This is a genomic window from Nioella nitratireducens (genome assembly GCF_001879715.1).
Lineage (GTDB): Bacteria > Pseudomonadota > Alphaproteobacteria > Rhodobacterales > Rhodobacteraceae > Nioella > Nioella nitratireducens.
Map to the genome: position 1 here is coordinate 1 of NZ_MNBW01000012.1, position 18,570 is coordinate 18,570.

Below are 18,570 nucleotides of genomic sequence, written 5' to 3' on the forward strand. Positions count from 1 at the left end.
AAGGTTGAAGTAATGTAATAATGAAACCAGATAGTTAGCAGTGAGCGATTTGCGAATTTGCCCTGTCTCTCCGCCACATTCCATTGGCATTTAGGCAAAATTTACAGTCTAACAAACTGTTATCTATCAGTTTTTTTCAACTTCGGCAACGTGCCGTCTTGTTCGACTGATAACCAAAATCACCTGAGATTCTGATGTCGAGTTTCGATGGACTGCATCCATTTCATTTTTACATCAAGCGGATACCCATTCCCGTAAGATTGACCAACTCCTTGCGTTGTCCAACCGCCAATCTGGTCAACAATATCTGATGGGCATTCGACCGACCGCAGGCGATCACGCATAGAATGGCGAAAACTATGCATAGAGCACCCTTTGGGGACGTAATCACGAATCCACTTGTTCAACGCAGCACTTGCTGAACCGGCACCTGTTTGCGGACCTTTGTTGTAACGCGGGAAAGCATATTGAGATTTAACCGCATTGGAAGTGATCCGCTTCGCCGCCCAGAAAGATGCCCCGACTAAAGGAACAACTCTGTTACTGCTTTCAGTCTTGAGGGTTCGCCAAGGATGGGGTTGCATGACAACATATGGCAAGGAGGTTCCAAGATCGCAGAAATCAGATTTCAACAGACCTGCTGCTTCTGCCAAACGCATGCCCGTATCGGAAACCAATGCTATCAACCAACGAAGATCATCATCTTGCCGTTCGCAGACTTCTTGAATCTTTCGGATGTCTTCAACTGGTATCGGTTTTCTTTCAATCACCCCAGCAGCTCTATCGTAGTAAACGCCCAAAAACGGATTTTTTAGTTCAAGGGCATTTTCGGACACGGCGAAGTTTATGATCGCGTTCAAGTGCGAGAAATTCCTCGTGATGCTTGATCCTCGCAAACCGCGTGCAACGAGAAAATTCCGAAACTGCAACGCATCCGCGCGCGTGTAGTGATCGAGCGGTTTTTCACCACACGCTGCAATCAGATACGAAGTTGCACGGTCTGCTGCTGCTTTGAAGGATTTCGGACGACCCTTTCCCTTTAAGGACAAGTAAAGGCTCTGGGCGGCTGAAACGGTGAGAGTCGGTTCGACAAACAATCCTACAGGCTTTGCCAAACCATCAACAGCAGACTGAACACGCAGTTCGTGTCCAATAACAGTCATGCGTTCAAGTCGAATCGTTGCCCAGTAGGTGTCAAGTTGCGCTGATATGGCGGCAACCAATCGCCTTGCTTCCGATGAAGAAGAGGTTCCAAGCGCACGAACAATCCGTGTTGTCTTGTAGTGGTCAGCAAGATCATTCGGAACACGGCGTGAAAAGTAGAATCGACCATCACGGATAAAGGTATGGCGGATAGATTTGGTCTGCATTTTGGTTATCAGTCGAACAAGACGGCACGTTGCCGAAGTTGAAAAAAACTGATAGATAACAGTTTGTTAGACTGTAAATTTTGCCTAAATGCCAATGGAATGTGGCGGAGAGACAGGGATTCGAACCCTGGAGACGGTCTCCCGCCTACACACTTTCCAGGCGTGCGCCTTCGACCACTCGGCCACCTCTCCGTGCCGACGCGAGATAGCGCATGGTCGCGGGTGGGTGCAAGGGGCCTTTGACTGGCTGGACGAAAAAAGTTTCGCTCGCCTGCAATCGCGTCGTCAGACCGGTGTCATATGCCCCAGATGCGAGGCGCAGCCGGTCAGGGCGGCGTAGTCATCCTGTACGACGGCAATGCCGAACTGGTCCATGAAGCCCGAGAACCGGCCCTTGGCGCGGAAGGACTGGGCGAAGCCGAGCGGTTCCAGCCATGGTGTGATCGCACGGGCCATGCCGCCGATCAGGAAAAGCCCGCCAAAGGGCAGGTGGATCAGGGCCAGGTCCCCCATCACCGTGCCGAGAATGTCGGTGAAAAGCCGCGCACTCCCGGTGGCCTTTTCGTCGCCCTGCGACAGCCGCGAAATGATCTCGACCCCGTCAAGGTCTTCGCCGTGCAAATGCCGGTGCACCCGCACGAAACCACGTCCAGAGAGGGCCTCTTCCACGGCGGCGAAGCCATGATGGCTGGCTTCCAGCTTGTCGGCCAGCGCGGCCATGGCGGGGGTGTTTCGCGGCAGGGAAATATGGCCGCATTCCGACGGCGGGACAAAGCGTCCTCCCGCCGATTCATGGACCGGGGCGGCGTTGAACCCCGTTCCAAGCCCCACCACCAGCTTGGCGGCATGGGCCGGTGCCTTGGGCTGCGGCAGCAGGCGCAACAGGTCGTCTTCGGCAAGGTGGTTCAGGGCATGGCCCTGCGCCTGAAGGTCGTTCAGCACGGCCAGTTTCCGCGCCCCCGTAACCGCCCCAAGGCCCTCGCGGTCAACGCGCCAGTCGAGGTTGGTCATCTGGCCGACCCCGTCGCGCACCGGACCGGCGATGGCGACACAGGCGCCCGCCAGATCGCCGGGCGTCAGCTCGTCGAGGTAGCGCTCCAGCAAGGTCTCCAGACCGCTGGCGCCCTTGTTCGAAAAGCGGCGCACGCTGTCATGCTGGACGTCGCTGCCACGGGCCAGCGCCACGCGCGTATTGGTGCCGCCGATATCAGCCACGAGCGAGAGGTCTCGATGCATGGGCCTGTCCCCTTGTTAGCGCAAACGTTCCGCGATGGCGTGATAGGACGCTTTGGGCGTCCGCTGCAAGGTTTCGAAGTCCACATGGATCAGCCCGAACCGCTTTTCATAGCCGAGGGCCCATTCGTAATTGTCCATCAGCGACCAGATGAAATAGCCGCGCAGGTCCGCCCCGTCTGCAATCGCACGGCGGCAGGCGTCGAGATGGGCGTCGATATAGGCCAGCCGCTCGGGGTCGTTCACGGCGCCACCTGTCAGCACGTCGGGGTTCGCCATGCCGTTTTCGGTCACGTAGATCGGCAGGTCCGGCGCGAGCGTCGAGACCCGCGTGATGAACTGGTAAAGCCCCTCGGGGAAGATTTCCCATCCCATCTGGGTCTTGGGCAGGGGGCCGTCGATCTCTTGTAACGCAGGCCACGGGCCGGGTGCGGGGGCGATGTTCTTGCGGGTGTAGTAGTTGACGCCGATCCAGTCGAGCGGCTGGCAGATGGTGGCGAAATCGTCCTGCCAATTGTCGGGCATATGGGGGCCGAGGCCCTCCAGCGCCTCTTCGGGGTAAGCGCCTGTCAGCACGCCCTCCAGGAAGAAGCGGTTGTAGTAGGCGTCATAGGTGGCGGCGGCGCCGGCGGCCTCTTGGCTGCCATCGGCGGGGTTGGCCCATTCCATGTTGAAAACGCCGCCGAGATTGCCCATGCCGAGGCCGCGCATGACCTCGATCGACCGGCCATGGGACAGCAACACGTGGTGCATCGCGCGGGCGGTGGCGCGAATATCGCGCAGGCCGGGGGCGTGGTGGCCGAGGAAATGGCTGAGCCAGCCGACGCACCACGGCTCGTTGATCGGTGCGGCGGACCAGACGCGGTCGCCGATCCGCTCCATGATGACAGCGGTGAAATCTGCAAACCAGTCGGCGATGTCACGGTTGCGCCAGCCACCCCGGTCGGCCAGCGGCTGCGGCAGTTCCCAGTGATAGAGCGTCGCGGCGGGCTTCAGCCCCCGCTCCAGCAACCCGTCGACCAGCCGGTCATAGAAATCGAGCCCCTCTGCATTGGGTGTGCCGGTCCCCTCGGGCAGCACCCGTGCCCAAGAGGTCGAGAACCGATAGACATCGGCCCCCAGCCCTTGCAGCAGGTCAAGGTCTTCTTGCCACCGGTGATAGTGATCGCAGGCCCGTGCGCCGTCTTCGGCGCGGACCACATTGCCGGGGGTGGCGGCGAAACTGTCCCAATGGGTGGGGCCCGCCTTGCCAAAGGCATGGCCTTCGATCTGGTAGGCCGAGGTGGCGGCCCCGAAGAGGAACCCCTCGGGAAAATCTTTGCGTGTCCAGGTCATGGCGTCAGCTTTCGTGGTTGGCCGGGGCAGGGGTCGGCCCGGTCGATCGGCCAAGCATCAACTCGGCCTCCAGCAGGTGGTGGCGGGGGGTGCGGTGCGGATCGTCGATCAGGTCCAGCAGGGTCTCTGCGGCAAGCCGCCCGGCCTCGCGCACCGATGAGCGTGTGGCGGTGAATATCGGCACATCCCGGCCATTGCCGAGGTAGCTTAACTCGTCGTCATGGGTGATGACGCTGACATCGCGGCCCATGCGCAGGCCCGCATCCTCGATGGCGCGGCGCACACCGATGGCCGAGATCAGGGACGACACCAGAAAGGCCGTGGGCGCTTGGGCGACGCTCAGCATCGCCTCTGCCGCGGCGTATCCGTTCTGTTCGGTCATCTCGTCGGCGGCCATTATGGCGGGGTCGGGCGTCATGCCGCGATCGGACAGCGCCTTTTCAAAGCCCTGACGGCGGCGAATGGCGAAATCCATGTCTTCCAGGCCGTTGATGAAGGCAATGCGCCGGTGGCCGAGGTCGAGCAACAGTTGCGTCGCGCGGGCAAAGGCCCGGCGGTTGTTCACATCGACCCATGAGTATTCGGAAGATTCCGCAGAGGCGCGGCCATGCACGACAAAAGGCATGTCGAGATCCTGAAGCAGGCGGATGCGGCGTTCATCCGAGCGCGGGCCATGGATCACGATGCCATCCACCGCCTTCTTCTGGGCCAGAGCGCGATAGGCATCGTCTTCGGAATCGTCAGGGACGATGGACAGCGTCATGTCATAGCCCGCGCGGGAATAGATGTCGCCCGCCCCGGCGATGAAATCGGAAAACACCGGGTTCATCATCTCGTGCTTGGTCGAGATCGGGATGACATGGCCGATCATGTGCGATTTGCCGGTGGCCAGGCCACGGGCGCGCGTATTGGGGCGATAGTTGTGTCGCAGGGCGGCGGCCTGAACCCGGTTGCGGGTGGCTTCGCTGACCTCGGGGTAGCCGTTCAGGGCCCGGCTGACCGTGGTCTGCGAGAGTCCGAGAGATTCGGCAAGCTGTTTGAGGTTCATTGCCAAGATAGGGTCCGCCCGCTCCCAAAGCGCTTTCAAATACCAGCTAGTATCTGGGATTCCGAGGGGCTGTCAAAGGCTCTTTCCAAACTTCTCATGTTAACAGTGCTCAATAAATGCGAGAGATCCTGTCTTGCTGATTGACAGACGGGGGGGAATCAAGGATTGCTTGGAGGGTATCAAAGCGCTTTGGAAACGCGGCAACCGCAATCCAGACTATCGGCCTATGGCCGACCCAAGGGAGGACGTAATGAATAAATCACTTCTCGCCAGCGCAGGCGTGCTGGCCCTGACGGCAGGGCTCGCCTACGGACAGGATCTCATGTTTACCCCCGGCGAGGGCGACTTTAGCTGGGACAGCTATGACGCCTTTGCCGAGGCCACCGACCTGAGCGGCCAGACCCTGACCATCACCGGCCCGTGGATCGGTGCCGACGGCGATCTGGTCGAAAGCGTGCTGGCCTATTTCGAGGCCGCGACCGGCGCCACCGTGAACTACTCGGGCTCCGACAGCTTTGAGCAGGACATCGTGATTTCGATCCAGGCCAACAGCCCGCCGAACATCGCCGTCTTCCCGCAGCCGGGCCTTGCCGCCGACATGGCCGCCCGTGGCGCGCTGACGCCGCTGCCTGACGGCACCGCCGACTGGGTGCGTGAAAACTACGCCGCGGGCCAGTCCTGGGTCGATCTGGGCACCTATGCCGGCCCCGATGGCGCTGACGCGCTCTATGGCTTTTTCTACAAGGTCGACCTGAAATCCCTGGTCTGGTACTCGCCCGAGGCGTTCGATGAAGCGGGCTACGACATTCCGCAGTCGATGGAGGAGCTTCAGGCCCTGACCGACCAGATCGTCGCCGATGGCGGCACGCCGTGGTGCATCGGTCTGGGATCGGGCGCGGCGACTGGCTGGCCGGCCACCGACTGGGTGGAAGACCTGCTGCTGCGCACGCAGCCGCCCGAAGTCTATGACCAGTGGGTGACCAACGAGATTCCGTTCAACGACCCGCGCATCGTGGCGGCGATCGAGGAATTCGGTCACTTCGCCCGCAATGACGACTATGTGGCCGGTGGCGCAAGCTCGGTCGCCACGACCGACTTCCGCGACAGCCCGGCGGGCCTGTTCTCCTATCCGCCGGAATGCTACATGCACCGTCAGGCGTCGTTCATTCCGACCTTCTTCCCCGAAGGCGCGGATAGCGATTTCTTCTACTTCCCGTCCTATGCCGGTCTTGACCTGGGCAACCCGGTTCTGGGCGCAGGCACGCTGTGGGCCATCACCGAAGAGTCCCCCGCGGCCGAGGCTTTCGTCTCGTTCCTGGAAACCCCGATCGCGCATGAGCTGTGGATGGCACAGTCGGGCTTCCTGACGCCCTATGCCGCAGCCAACCCGGCGGTCTTCCCGACCGATGCACAGCGGTCGATGAATGACATCCTTCTGGGCGCCACCACCTTCCGCTTCGACGGCTCTGACCTGATGCCGGGCGAAATCGGGGCCGGCGCGTTCTGGACCGGCATGGTCGATTATGTCTCGGGTGCAAGCGCCGAAGATGTGGCCACCGCGATCCAGGAGCGTTGGGACTCGATCCAGTAACGCAATGATCCAAGGCCCGGACCGCGCGCCGCGTGGTCCGGGCCCTTTTTGACCTGACAGGGGAGGGACGGTCATGTCACCGTTGTTTCAGGGGATCATTACGATCCTTGTGGGGGTGTTCGGCTGCGTGGGCTATTTCTACGCCGCCAACCTGTTGCTCGACAAAGTGATCTTTCCCGCGCGGGGTCCGAATATCGGCCGAAACATCAACCGCGCCACCGCTGTCCGGCCTTGGCTGTTCCTGCTGCCTGCGATCCTCGCGCTCTCCGTTTACCTCGTCTATCCGGTGGTGGGCAGCTTCTGGCGCTCGCTGTTCAACCGGTCTGGCGAAGAGTTCATCGGGATGGACAACTACGGCGCCCTCTTTGCCGACGACGTGTTCCGGCAAGCACTGTTCAACAACGCTCTGTGGGCCTTGGTCGTGCCGGCGGCGGCGACATTCTTTGGCCTCCTGGTGGCGCAGCTGACCGACCGGCTCAAATGGGGCAATATCGCGAAATCCCTGATCTTCATGCCGATGGCGATTTCCTTCGTGGGGGCCTCGCTGATCTGGAAATTCGTCTATGCGGGCGACCCGGATATCGGCATCATCAACGCAGTGCGCGACGGACTGGGCCTTGACCCGATGGACCCGATACAGGTGCCGTTCTGGAACAATTTCTTCCTCATGGCGATCCTCATCTGGATTCAGACCGGGTTTGCCATGGTGATCCTGTCTGCTGCCCTGCGCGGTATCCCCGAGGAAACGGTCGAGGCCGCGATCATCGACGGCGCCAATCCCTTCCAGCTGTTCTTCAAGATCAAGGTGCCGCAGATCATGGGCACCATCGTGGTGGTCTGGACGACGATCACCATCCTTGTGCTCAAGGTCTTTGACATCGTCTACACGATGACCGGGGGCAATTTCGGCACCCAGATCCTGCCCAGCTACATGATGACCCTGATGTTCCGCGATGACGGGCGGGCGACCGCCGTGGCCGTGGTGATCATGGTCGTGGTGCTGCCGGTGATGATCTGGAACATCCGACAGGCCCAGAAGGAGATGCGCTGATGGACAACATCGCCGGACAGAACAACAGCCTGAAATGGGCCGTGAACATTACCGTCGCGCTGCTGGTTGTCGCGTGGCTGATCCCGACCGTTGGGCTTTTCGTCTCGTCCTTCCGCGACCGCGACCAGATCACCGCCTCTGGCTGGTGGCTGGCGCCGTTCTCGGTCGAACTGACCTACCGGACGCGGGCCGATGACGCCGCCCCGAGGCAGGAGGGCGATCTTTGGATCGTCGAAGGCAATATTTTCGGGACCGGCGAAGTGGCCGATGCCTTTGCCAGCGGCGACGCGTCGATCACCGCCTTTGGCGTGACCGGGCGTGACCCCGCCGCGTTCGCAGCCGGGACCGAGGGCGAAAACCGCGATGGCGGCACCTTGTTGGTGATGGCCGATGGCAGTTATCGCTACACCTCGACGGAAGAGCCGGACGCGCGCGGGCCGCGCATCTATTTTGCCGCCGCCACACCGCCCGATTTCACGATGGACAACTACCAGACCATCCTGACCGCACAGACGGCCGATGAACGCGCCGCGTCGCAGGCGCAGGGGGCGACCTTCTGGGATCTGCTCTTTGACGAAGAGGGCATTTTCCGGAACTTCGTCAACACGTTCACGGTGACCATCCCGGCCACGGTCATCCCGATCCTGATCGCGGCCTTCGCGGCCTATGCATTGGCGTGGATGGATTTTCCGGGGCGCGGGTTGCTGATCGCCGCCGTGGTGGGCCTGCTGGTCGTGCCGCTGCAACTGGCGCTTGTGCCGCTTCTGAACCTGCACAACCGCATCGGGATCGGGCAGAGCTTTCTCGGGATATGGATGGCCCATACCGGGTTTGGCCTGCCGCTCGCGATCTATCTTCTGCGTAACTACATGGTCGGGTTGCCGCGCGACATCATCGAGGGCGCGAAGGTGGATGGGGCGACGGATTTCCAGATCTTCACCAAGATCATCCTGCCGCTCAGCTTTCCGGCGCTGGCAAGCTTTGCCATTTTCCAGTTTCTCTGGACCTGGAATGACCTGTTGGTCGCCAAGGTGTTCCTGCCCTCCGACGATGCCTCGAAGGTGATGACCGTTCGGATCGCCGACGACCTGCTCGGCTCTCGTGGGGGGGACTGGGGCATTCTGGCGGCGGCGGCCTTCGTCTCGATCGCGGTGCCCGTTATCGTGTTCTTCACAATGCAACGTTTCCTCGTGCGCGGCCTGTTGGCCGGCTCGGTCAAGTAAGGAACCGAAAGACCCATGAACCTCATGCAAGACATGTCCCCCGCCCATGTGGCGGCCCCCGACAAGGACTGGTGGCGGGGGGCGGTAATCTACCAGATCTACCCCCGCAGCTTCCAGGACTCGAACGGTGACGGGATCGGTGATCTCTCTGGCATCATTCACCGGCTGGACCATATCGCGGGCCTCGGGGTCGATGCGATCTGGATTTCGCCGTTCTTCCGTTCGCCCATGCTCGATTTCGGTTATGATGTCTCGGATTACCGAGACGTCGATCCGATGTTCGGTACGCTGGGGGATTTCGACGCGCTTATCGCCCGGGCCCATGAATTGGGGCTGAAGGTGCTGATCGACCTTGTCATCAGCCATACCTCGGACCAGCACGCGTGGTTTCAGGAAAGCCGCCAGAGCCGCGAAAATTCGCGCTCGGACTGGTATGTCTGGGCCGACGCCAAGCCCGATGGCACCCCCCCCAACAACTGGCTGTCGATCTTCGGCGGCTCGGCATGGGAATGGGATGGCGAGCGGATGCAGTACTACCTGCACAACTTCCTGACGCAGCAACCCGACCTGAACCTGCACAACCCCGACGTGCAGGACGCGCTGCTGGACGTGGTGCGGTTCTGGCTGGAGCGCGGCGTCGATGGCTTTCGTCTGGATACGATCAATTTCTACTTCCATGACAAGGAATTGCGGGACAATCCTGCCCTGAACCCGGAAGAGCGTAACGCCACCATCGCGCCAGAAGTGAACCCCTATAACTGGCAAGATCACCTTTATGACAAGAACCAGCCCGAAAACCTGGACTTCCTGAAACGCTTTCGCGCGGTGCTGGACGAGTTTCCCGCAGCCGCCGCCGTGGGCGAAGTCGGCGACGCGCAGCGCGGGTTGGAAATTCAGGCCGACTACACCTCGGGCGGCGACAAGGTGCATATGTGCTATTCCTTCGAGTTCCTGTCCGGCATCGCCCCGACCGCCGACCGGGTGGGCGAGGTGCTGAGCCGCTACGAGGACGGCATCGGCGACGGATGGGCCTGTTGGGCGTTTTCCAATCATGACGTGGTGCGCCATGCGACCCGGTGGGCGCTGAGCCCCGCCGCGCAGCGCAATTACGCTGCCCTGCTTCTGGCGATGCGCGGCTCGGTTTGCCTGTATCAGGGCGAAGAGCTGGGACTGACCGAGGCCTACGTGCCCTACGAGCATTTGCAAGACCCCTACGGCATCCGCTTCTGGCCCAAGTTCAAGGGCCGCGACGGGTGTCGCACGCCGATGCCATGGGTCACCGATAATGGCAATGGCGGCTTCACCGAGGGCAAGCCGTGGCTGCCGATCGCCGTCGAACACCTGGCGCAATCGGTGTCGGCGCAGGACGGGCAGGACGACAGCATGTTGGCCTTCTACCGCCGCATGATCGCCTTTCGCGCCACCGAACCGGCGCTGTCCAAGGGCAGTTTCGAGCTGTTGCGGGCCGGGGACGGGATTGTTGCGTTCATACGGGAGCATGACGGACGGCGCGTGCTCTGCGCCTTCAACCTGTCCGATGCGCCGTTGGAATTTGACTGGCCGGAGGGCGACTGGACGCCGCTCGCCGCGCCGTTCGAGCAGGCGAAGAGACCGTTTATCGGGCCTTGGCAGGCCGTCTTCGCAGCATCAGGGGAGGGAACCGATGGCTGATCTGATACTCAAGGATGTCGTGAAATCCTATGGCGACGTCAATGTGTTGAGGGACATCAACCTCGACATCGAAACCGGCGAGCTGATCGTGTTCGTCGGCCCCTCGGGCTGCGGCAAGTCCACCTTGCTGCGCATGATCGCGGGGCTGGAAAAGATCACCGCGGGAACGCTGTCGATCGACGGGCAGGTGATGAACGACGTGCCCCCCGCGCAGCGCGGGATCGCCATGGTGTTTCAGACCTACGCGCTCTATCCGCACATGACCGTGCGCGAGAACATGGCCTTTGCCCTGCGCATCGCGGGCCAGTCGAAGGAAGAGATCGAGCAGGCCGTGAACGCGGCGGCTGAAAAGCTGCAACTGACGGACTACCTCGATCGGCTGCCCAAGGCGCTGTCAGGCGGGCAACGGCAGCGGGTGGCCATTGGCCGTGCCATTGTGCGCGACCCCAAGGTCTATCTCTTCGATGAACCGCTGTCGAACCTCGACGCGGCCCTGCGGGTGGCAACCCGGATCGAGATCGCGCAATTGAAGGAACAGATGCCGGACTCGACCATGATCTACGTGACCCACGATCAGGTCGAGGCGATGACGCTGGCCAGCCGGATCGTCGTGCTGGCCAACAAGGGCATTGCGCAGGTGGGCAGCCCGCTGGAGCTTTATGAAAAGCCCAACAGCGAGTTCGTGGCGCAATTCATCGGCTCGCCGCAGATGAACCTGCTGGAAGGCGAGATCGTCGAGACAGGCGAACAGACCCGGCTGAACCTGAAACGCGGCGGCGGCACGATCCTGTCGCACTACCCGTCGAAGCCCGAAGATCAGGGCGCCAGCGTCAAGGTCGGTATCCGGCCCGAAGACATGGTCGTTGCCGAGGGGGAAGATTATGCGTTTGAAGGCAAGGTCGACATCACCGAGGCGCTTGGCGAAGTGACGTTGCTTTACTTCGAGAAGGAAGCGCTCGGGGCCGATCCTGTCATTGCCAAGCTGTCCGGCGTGCATTCCGACCGGCGCGGCAAAACCCAAAGGATGACCGCCGCCCCGGAACGAGTGCATGTGTTCAAGGACGGGGTGTCGCTGCTCTACCGCTGACGCCAAGCTCACAATCCCGCGACGGAACGGCCCCTTTGGTGCGGAAACCTGCCACTGGGGCCGTTCGCCTTTTGACCCTCCTTTCGCGCGTGCCTATAAGGCAGAAGCGCGGCGCGGAGATATTGCGTATGATCCGATTCATCTTTTCCTTTTTCGGGGGCATTTTCAGCTTCCTGACCAACGGGCTTGTCATGGGCGCGTTGATCGCCGGGGGCGTGGTGTTTTCCTATGCGCGCGACCTGCCGGACTATCAGACGCTGGCCCAGTATGCCCCCGCCACGATCAGCCGGATCTACTCGGGCGAGGGCCAGATCATGGATGAATTCGCCGCCGAACGGCGGATTTACGCCTCGATTGACGAAATCCCCGATCTGGTCGCCCATGCTTTCGTCAGTGCCGAAGATCGCAATTTCTACGAACATGCGGGCTATGACCCGCGCGCCATCGCGGCGGCCTTTATCGAGGCGGTGCGATCGCGCGGGCGCGACGTGCGGGGCGCCTCGACCATCACCCAACAGGTGATGAAGAACTTCCTGCTCGACGGCTCGCGCACCATCGAGCGGAAGATCCGTGAAATCATTCTTGCCGCCCGGATCGAGCGCACGCTTACCAAGGACCGCATTCTGGAACTTTACCTGAACGAGATTTTCCTGGGCCAGAACTCCTATGGCGTGGCCGCAGCCGCGCAGACCTATTTCAACGCCGACCTCGCCGATTTACGCCCTGAACAGGCCGCTTATCTGGCGGCGCTGCCGCAGGCACCGTCGCAATTGCACCCGGTGCGCGACTACGACCGCGCCGTCAGCCGCCGCAATTACGTGCTGCGCGAGATGTTCCAGAACGGCTATCTCAGCGAGACCGAGATGCAGCGCGCGCAGGCCGCGCCGCTGGAAACCGTGCAGGGCGGGCAGATCGAACCTTTCCGCGCGCAACTGCCGCCGCGCAACTATTTCACCGATGAAATCCGCCGCCAATTGAGCCGTGATTTCGGGCAGGACGAATTTTTCTCGGGCGGCTACACCGTGCGCGCGACGATGGATGGCAGCCTTCAGGGCGCCGCCGAACGCTCGTTGCGCCGGGCGCTGGAAAGCTACGACCGGGACCGGGGCCTGTGGCGCCCGCCGCTGGCCACCATCGACCCCGATGATCTGGCCGCCGCTGGCGAAGATGGCTGGCGCGACCTGCTGGCCGAGGTCTCGATCCCGCGCGACATTGACGGGTGGCATGTGGCCGTGGTGCTGGAGGTTGGCAACACCCATGCCCGCATCGGTATCGAGGGTGTCGAGGATGACGAGGACGGCCACTGGATTGCACCGGAAGACGTGACATGGGCGCGCCCGGTCGATGCGGACGGCAACCGGGGCGACCGCGCACAAGTGGCGGGTGACCTGCTGACCGTGGGTGACGTTGTCCATGTGCGGGCCATCACCGACGGCAACGGCGATTTCCAACGCTGGTCGCTACGTCAGATCCCCGAGGTGCAGGGCGGCTTCATGGCGATGGACGTGAATACCGGCCGGGTGCTGGCGATGCAGGGGGGGTTTTCCTACCAGTATTCGTCCTTCAACCGCGCCACCCAGGCGACGCGGCAGCCGGGGTCGAACTTCAAGCCCTTCGTCTATGCCGCCGCGCTTGATTCCGGCTATAGCCCCAATACCATCGTGCTGGATGCCCCGATCGAGGTGGATACGGGTGAAGGCATCTGGCGGCCAACCAACGCCTCGAACGAATTTCTCGGCCCCGCGCCGATGCGCATCGGCCTTGAACGGTCGCGCAACCTGATGACCGTGCGTCTGGCCCAAGATCTGGGGATGGAGACGGTGGCCCGCTATGCCGAACGCTTTGGTGTCTATGACGAGTTGCAGCCTTACCTGGCGAACTCTCTTGGGGCGCAGGAAACCACGCTGTTCCGCATCGTGGCGGCCTATGCGATGTTTGCCAATGGCGGCGAACGGGTCGAACCGACGCTGGTTGACCGGGTGCAGGACCGCTTTGGTCAGACGGTCTATCGCCACGACCAGCGCATCTGTCAGGACTGCGCCGCCGGGGAACTGCCCGAAGGCGAGGCCCCCCGCATCGTGTCGAACCGCGAGCGGGTGATCGACGCGATCACCGCCTATCAGTTGACCTCGATGATGCAGGGTGTGGTCCAGCGCGGCACGGCCGCCGGCACCGTTGGTTCGGCAGGGCTGGGTGTTCCCATCGCGGGCAAGACCGGCACCACCAACGACGCGCGGGACGTATGGTTTACCGGCTTTTCGTCCAATATCGTGGCGGGCTGCTACATTGGTTATGACACGCCGCGCCCGCTTGGCCGGGGGGCCTCGGGCGGGGCGATTTGCGGCCCGGTCTTTGCCGATTTCATGCGGGTGGCCATCGACGAATATGGCGGCGGTCCGTTCCGGGTGCCGCCGGGCGGGCATTTCTACCCGATCGACCGCTATTCCGGCCAGCGGCTGGAAGATGGCGCCTCGGGCCCCGACGTGGTGCGCGAGTATTTCCGCGACGGCTATGAGCCGTTCTTCGGTATGCTCTCGGTTGTCGATGGGGGCTTTGGCATGGGCAGCAGCTTGCCGATGTTCGGCGCTGGCGGTAACCCGAATGCGCCCTCCACCGATGGCGGTGAGGTGGTGGATGGCAACACAACCGCGCAGGGTGAGGGCGGCACGGTCGAAACCTCGACCGGCAACACAGCGCGGGTGCCGCTTGGCACCGGCTTTGGTGAACTGACCTCGGGCGGGCTTTACTGACACCCTTCGCCTTGGCGCCGGGCGCGCGCCCGGTTTTGGCGGCCCCGGCACCGTGCGCCCGCTTGCAGGCGGGCAAGGGCTGGTCTACATCCAACCGATAGCAATGACAGGCAGGCGAGTTGAACCATGCGGGCCGAAACCCAGAGCCATATCGAGAAAATCCGGAAATCCCTGACCCTTCTGGGCCAGCGGATGGACCTTGAGACGGCGGACCACCGGCTGGAGGAATTCAACGCGCGCGTCGAAGACCCTGATCTGTGGAACGACCCCGACAAGGCGCAGAAGCTGATGCGCGACCGGCAGGTTCTGGTCGACAAGCTTGCGACCTACAAGGCGATCACGACCGGGCTCAACGACAATATCGAGCTGATCGAACTGGGCGAGATGGAGGATGACGACGATGTCGTCACCGAGGCGGAAGAGGCGCTGAAGGCCTTGGCCAAGACCGCCGCCGCCAAGGAGCTGGAGGCGCTTTTGGATGGCGAGGCCGACAGCAATGATACCTTCCTCGAGATCAACTCGGGCGCGGGCGGCACCGAAAGCTGTGACTGGGCGTCGATCCTTGCGCGGATGTATGTCCGTTGGGCCGAGAAAAAGGGCTACGAGGTCGAGCTTCAGGCTGAAAGCGCCGGCGAAGAGGCGGGCATAAAATCGGCCACCTACAAGATTTCCGGCCACAATGCCTATGGCTGGCTGAAATCGGAATCAGGTGTGCATCGCCTTGTGCGGATCAGCCCCTATGACAGCGCTGCCCGGCGGCACACGTCCTTCAGCTCGGTCTGGGTTTACCCCGTGGTCGACGACAATATCGAGATCGAGGTGAACCCCTCTGACATCCGCATCGACACCTACCGGTCGTCGGGTGCTGGCGGTCAGCACGTGAACACCACGGATTCGGCTGTTCGGATCACCCACATTCCCACGGGGATCGTGGTCACAAGCTCGGAGAAGTCGCAGCACCAGAACCGCGATATCGCCATGAAGGCGCTGAAATCGCGGCTCTACCAGCAGGAACTGGACCGCCGCAACGCCGCCATCAACGAGGCGCATGAGAACAAGGGCGACGCGGGCTGGGGCAACCAGATCCGGTCCTATGTGCTTCAACCCTACCAGATGGTGAAAGACCTGCGGACGGGGTTCGAGACCTCGGATACCCAAGGCGTGCTTGACGGCGATCTGGACGGGTTGATGGCCAGCGTGCTGGCCATGGACGTTTCCGGCAAGAGCCGCGCCGAGGCCCAGTCCGAGGACTGAGCCCGCCATTCCGCCCTGATTTCCCTTGGCACGGTCAAGCATCCTCCCGTAGCATCGCGCGCAAGGGAGTATTTCGTGATGAGTGATACCAGCCAGGCTTTGCCTGCCGCGTCAAAGGTGCCCGAAATCCGGGACATGCAGATGGGCGATATAGCCTATGCCCTGCGGTGCGGATGGCGGGACTTCCGGCAAAAACCCATGATGGGGCTGTTCTTTTCGCATATCTACGTGATCGGTGGATGGGCGATGTATGTCTTCTTTTTCGTCACCGGGCAAATCTGGTGGGCGCTGCCCTTTACTGTCGGCTTCCCGCTGATGGCTCCGTTTCTGGCCGTTGGGCTTTACGAGGTGTCGCGGCGGCTGGAGATGGGAGATACCGATTTCCGGCGCAACGATATCTTTGGCGTGGTTTGGCGTCAGCGGCTCAGGCAGTTACCGCTGATGTCGTGGGTCATCATCGTCTATTTCCTGTTCTGGTCGTTCTTTGCCCATATGCTGTTCGCGTTGTTCATGGGGCCGTCGGTGCTGATGAATGTCAGCTCAAGCTATGCCTATCTTTTGCAGTCAGAGGGGCTGCTGATGCTGCTGACCGGCACCGCCTTCGGCGCGGTTTTCGCCTTTGTCCTTTTTTGCCTGACGGTGATCTCGCTGCCGCTGCTGTTGGACAAGGAACTGGATTTCGTGACGGCCATGATCACCAGCATCGCCGTGGTCAAGCGTAACCCCAAGGTCATGATTGCGTGGGGGATGGTGATCGCAACGCTCAGTTTCGCTGCCATGGCGCCCGCACTTCTGGGGTTGTTCATCGTGCTGCCGGTGCTTGGACACGCAAGCTGGCATGTCTATCGCCGGGCGCTTGAAACCGAGTAGGCAGGGGGGCGCGCCACCGAAAACGGCCCCACGAAATTCGCGGGGCCGCCCATGACATAAGTGATCTGGAGAGTCGCCGATCAGGCGTCGGTGGTGCCGTTCTGGGGCGCCGCTGCTTTGGCGGCGGCGGCCTGCTGCGGTTGTGCCGCGGGGCGCTTGTTGGTGCCGCCATTGGACAGCGGGTCTTCCTGACGCTGCACCGAGCCTTCGAAATGCGCACCGCTTTCGATGGCGATGGTCTTGTGGATGATGTCGCCTTCGACCTTGGCGGTCGAGGTCAGGCGCACTTTTAGGCCACGGACACGGCCAACGACGCGGCCGGTCACGACGATGTCGTCGGCCACGATCTCGCCCTCTATGGTGGCGCCTTCGCCTACGGTCAGCAGATGTGCGCGGATGTCGCCCTGCACGGTGCCTTCCACCTGAATATCGCCGGTGGTCCGAAGATTACCGGTGATCGTCAGATCCGAGCTGAGAACGGATGCGGGCGGTTTGGGCTTGGAGCTGGTAAGGGGCATAGAGGATTTGTCCGAGGATCCTGACTTGGCGGGCTCTGCCGCAGTTTCGGGTTTTTCGGCGGTTCCGGCTGCTTTTGCGCCGGGCTCGTTGATCTTGGATTTAGAAAACATTTCTACCTGCCGTAATGTACGTCATGGGGTTTCGGGGCGTGCCACCGGTGCGAACCTCATAGTGAAGATGGGGCCCCGTCGACCGTCCGGTGCTTCCCATATCACCGATCCGATCCCCGCGCGAGACCCTTTGGCCCTCCTGAACCCGTATGCGCGACATATGGGCGTAGCGCGTTTCAAAGCCCATGGCGTGGCGCAGCACCACGACATTGCCGTATCCGCTCTGCCGTCCGGCAAAGCTGACAACCCCGTCGCCGGTCGCGTAGATCGGCGAGCCGTGCGCCCCGGCCATGTCCACACCGGAATGCAGACGCCGCCCGCCATTGAACGGGTCGCTGCGATAGCCAAAGGTCGAGCTGATCCGGTAAGACGTGCGCAAAGGCATTGAAAACGGAAGGTTTTCGGCTGCCATGCGGCGCAGGTTCAGCAGGTCGAGCTGGGCCAGAACCTCATTGGCGCGAATCTCTTCCGGGTCGGGTTCTTCGCCGCTCGACGACATGGTGATCGGCATCAGCGGGCCACCTTGTCCGTTGTAGCTGGCGCGCATCTGGTTCACCAGATCATCGGTCGACAGGCCCGCGTCCTGGAACATCGTGTCGAGCGGGGCCATCGACATCTCGACCGCGTCTTCGATCTGCGCGAAAATCCGCTCGTTGCGTTCATCGGCAAGGGCTTGGGTAAATTCGAGATCGCCAACCTCGTCTTCGGCGTTGCGGGCGGTGGCCACGGCATCGTCGCGTTCATCGGCGGCCCGGCGCAACGCCATCGACAGATAATCGACGGTGCGTTCCATTTCCTGCGCGCGGGCGGCGGCGGTCTGGACCGGGCTGTCGTCGTTTTCGATCTCGGCTTGCAGCGCGGCCATCTGTTCGCGGGCGGTGTCGCGTTCGCCCATCACCCGTCGCAGCGTGGTCTGGATGACCTCGACAGCGGTTTCCAGTTCGCGGCGGCGCTCTTCCGAGGCCAGCAGGCGCGATTGCATGGCCGAAACCTCGTCCATCGCCACCGAAAACCGCTCTTGGCTGGCCTGCGCTTCCGAGGCGCGGGCATCGCGTTCCTGCGAGATGGCGTTGAGCCGACTTTCATAGGCAATCTGCGCGCGCTCGGCCTGATCGCGGACGCTGCCGGCGCTGATCGAGTCGATCAGGAAGATCGAGGTAACGATCACCGTCCAGCCCACAACCAGCGAGCAGCCCGTCAGCATCACCGCTTGCGTGGCGGGCCGCAGACGCACGTAGCGCATGCCTTGGTCGGATTTCAGGAAGAGCCGCTGCTCTGGCAAATATCGTTCAAGAACCGTATTCAGACGGTTGGTCAGGCGTGTTTTCACGTCGCTGTGCCCCATTACCCTTGTCGATCGCCGCGCGCTGTCCCTGTCCCCACAAAGCAAACGCCAGCATCCAAGGGGATAGGACAAACGCCGGTTCGGCTCAAACCTTTTTCCCGCCAACCTGTGGA

At 61.9% G+C, this 18,570-nt stretch carries 14 protein-coding genes and 1 tRNA gene; 8 read left to right on the top strand and 7 right to left on the bottom strand.

Features of this window, described 5'->3' with window-relative positions; all coding sequences use genetic code 11:
• Positions 1–179: 179 nt before the first annotated feature.
• The 5 genes from BKY27_RS13005 to BKY27_RS13025 form a co-directional block, all read right to left on the bottom strand.
• Positions 180–1,370: a DUF6538 domain-containing protein gene (locus BKY27_RS13005; protein WP_071674933.1), complete on the bottom strand. Its 1,191-nt coding sequence runs from the start codon at positions 1,368–1,370 to the stop codon at positions 180–182.
• 102 nt (positions 1,371–1,472) lie between these two features.
• Positions 1,473–1,562 (bottom strand) — tRNA-Ser (locus BKY27_RS13010).
• 93 nt (positions 1,563–1,655) lie between these two features.
• Positions 1,656–2,606, bottom strand: coding sequence for a glucokinase (locus BKY27_RS13015; RefSeq protein WP_071674934.1), 951 nt, complete (start codon positions 2,604–2,606; stop codon positions 1,656–1,658).
• A 15-nt stretch (positions 2,607–2,621) separates the two neighbouring features.
• Positions 2,622–3,938 (bottom strand): GH1 family beta-glucosidase, encoded by a 1,317-nt coding sequence (locus BKY27_RS13020; protein WP_071674935.1) that lies wholly within the window; start codon positions 3,936–3,938, stop codon positions 2,622–2,624.
• 4 nt (positions 3,939–3,942) lie between these two features.
• A complete protein-coding gene (locus BKY27_RS13025; protein ID WP_071674936.1) occupies positions 3,943–4,986 on the bottom strand; it encodes a LacI family DNA-binding transcriptional regulator in 1,044 nt (347 codons plus the stop codon).
• A 250-nt stretch (positions 4,987–5,236) separates the two neighbouring features.
• Here BKY27_RS13025 and BKY27_RS13030 point away from each other — a divergent pair, with 250 nt between their 5' ends.
• The 8 genes from BKY27_RS13030 (at position 5,237) to BKY27_RS13065 (ending at position 16,483) form a co-directional block, all read left to right on the top strand.
• A complete protein-coding gene (locus tag BKY27_RS13030; protein ID WP_071674937.1) occupies positions 5,237–6,577 on the top strand; it encodes an ABC transporter substrate-binding protein in 1,341 nt (446 codons plus the stop codon).
• Between the two features lie 73 nt (positions 6,578–6,650).
• Positions 6,651–7,628 carry a carbohydrate ABC transporter permease gene (locus tag BKY27_RS13035; protein WP_071674938.1) on the top strand — a complete coding sequence of 326 codons (978 nt, stop codon included), beginning with the start codon at positions 6,651–6,653 and terminating at the stop codon, positions 7,626–7,628.
• A complete protein-coding gene (locus tag BKY27_RS13040; RefSeq protein ID WP_071674939.1) occupies positions 7,628–8,851 on the top strand; it encodes a carbohydrate ABC transporter permease in 1,224 nt (407 codons plus the stop codon). The genes BKY27_RS13035 and BKY27_RS13040 overlap by 1 nt, the downstream gene beginning before the upstream one ends.
• A 15-nt stretch (positions 8,852–8,866) precedes the next feature.
• Positions 8,867–10,522: an alpha-glucosidase family protein gene (locus tag BKY27_RS13045; RefSeq protein WP_071674940.1), complete on the top strand. Its 1,656-nt coding sequence runs from the start codon at positions 8,867–8,869 to the stop codon at positions 10,520–10,522.
• Positions 10,515–11,609: an ABC transporter ATP-binding protein gene (locus BKY27_RS13050; RefSeq protein WP_071674941.1), complete on the top strand. Its 1,095-nt coding sequence runs from the start codon at positions 10,515–10,517 to the stop codon at positions 11,607–11,609. The genes BKY27_RS13045 and BKY27_RS13050 overlap by 8 nt, the downstream gene beginning before the upstream one ends.
• Before the next feature lie 128 nt (positions 11,610–11,737).
• Positions 11,738–14,359: a penicillin-binding protein 1A gene (locus BKY27_RS13055; RefSeq protein ID WP_071674942.1), complete on the top strand. Its 2,622-nt coding sequence runs from the start codon at positions 11,738–11,740 to the stop codon at positions 14,357–14,359.
• Positions 14,360–14,485: 126 nt separating this feature from the next.
• Entirely contained in the window at positions 14,486–15,613 is a 1,128-nt protein-coding gene (prfB, locus tag BKY27_RS13060) for a peptide chain release factor 2 (RefSeq protein ID WP_071674943.1), read from the top strand.
• Positions 15,614–15,691: 78 nt separating this feature from the next.
• Complete coding sequence (locus BKY27_RS13065) at positions 15,692–16,483, top strand: DUF2189 domain-containing protein (protein ID WP_071674944.1); 792 nt, start codon at positions 15,692–15,694, stop codon at positions 16,481–16,483.
• 80 nt (positions 16,484–16,563) lie between these two features.
• Here BKY27_RS13065 and BKY27_RS13070 read toward each other — a convergent pair whose 3' ends face one another.
• Both BKY27_RS13070 and BKY27_RS13075 read right to left on the bottom strand, forming a co-directional pair.
• Positions 16,564–17,112 carry a bactofilin family protein gene (locus BKY27_RS13070; RefSeq protein ID WP_071674945.1) on the bottom strand — a complete coding sequence of 183 codons (549 nt, stop codon included), beginning with the start codon at positions 17,110–17,112 and terminating at the stop codon, positions 16,564–16,566.
• Positions 17,102–18,442 (bottom strand): M23 family metallopeptidase, encoded by a 1,341-nt coding sequence (locus BKY27_RS13075; protein ID WP_071675045.1) that lies wholly within the window; start codon positions 18,440–18,442, stop codon positions 17,102–17,104. The genes BKY27_RS13070 and BKY27_RS13075 overlap by 11 nt, the downstream gene beginning before the upstream one ends.
• Positions 18,443–18,570: the final 128 nt, after the last annotated feature.

What these genes read in the sequence shown, in the direction of transcription:
- BKY27_RS13005 (WP_071674933.1), bottom strand. Translation starts at nt 1,370, where the DNA reads ATGCAGACCAAATCTATCCGCCATACCTTTATCCGTGATGGTCGATTC.
- BKY27_RS13015 (WP_071674934.1), bottom strand. Translation starts at nt 2,606, where the DNA reads ATGCATCGAGACCTCTCGCTCGTGGCTGATATCGGCGGCACCAATACG.
- BKY27_RS13020 (WP_071674935.1), bottom strand. Translation starts at nt 3,938, where the DNA reads ATGACCTGGACACGCAAAGATTTTCCCGAGGGGTTCCTCTTCGGGGCC.
- BKY27_RS13025 (WP_071674936.1), bottom strand. Translation starts at nt 4,986, where the DNA reads ATGAACCTCAAACAGCTTGCCGAATCTCTCGGACTCTCGCAGACCACG.
- BKY27_RS13030 (WP_071674937.1), top strand. Translation starts at nt 5,237, where the DNA reads ATGAATAAATCACTTCTCGCCAGCGCAGGCGTGCTGGCCCTGACGGCA.
- BKY27_RS13035 (WP_071674938.1), top strand. Translation starts at nt 6,651, where the DNA reads ATGTCACCGTTGTTTCAGGGGATCATTACGATCCTTGTGGGGGTGTTC.
- BKY27_RS13040 (WP_071674939.1), top strand. Translation starts at nt 7,628, where the DNA reads ATGGACAACATCGCCGGACAGAACAACAGCCTGAAATGGGCCGTGAAC.
- BKY27_RS13045 (WP_071674940.1), top strand. Translation starts at nt 8,867, where the DNA reads ATGAACCTCATGCAAGACATGTCCCCCGCCCATGTGGCGGCCCCCGAC.
- BKY27_RS13050 (WP_071674941.1), top strand. Translation starts at nt 10,515, where the DNA reads ATGGCTGATCTGATACTCAAGGATGTCGTGAAATCCTATGGCGACGTC.
- BKY27_RS13055 (WP_071674942.1), top strand. Translation starts at nt 11,738, where the DNA reads ATGATCCGATTCATCTTTTCCTTTTTCGGGGGCATTTTCAGCTTCCTG.
- prfB (WP_071674943.1), top strand. Translation starts at nt 14,486, where the DNA reads ATGCGGGCCGAAACCCAGAGCCATATCGAGAAAATCCGGAAATCCCTG.
- BKY27_RS13065 (WP_071674944.1), top strand. Translation starts at nt 15,692, where the DNA reads ATGAGTGATACCAGCCAGGCTTTGCCTGCCGCGTCAAAGGTGCCCGAA.
- BKY27_RS13070 (WP_071674945.1), bottom strand. Translation starts at nt 17,112, where the DNA reads ATGTTTTCTAAATCCAAGATCAACGAGCCCGGCGCAAAAGCAGCCGGA.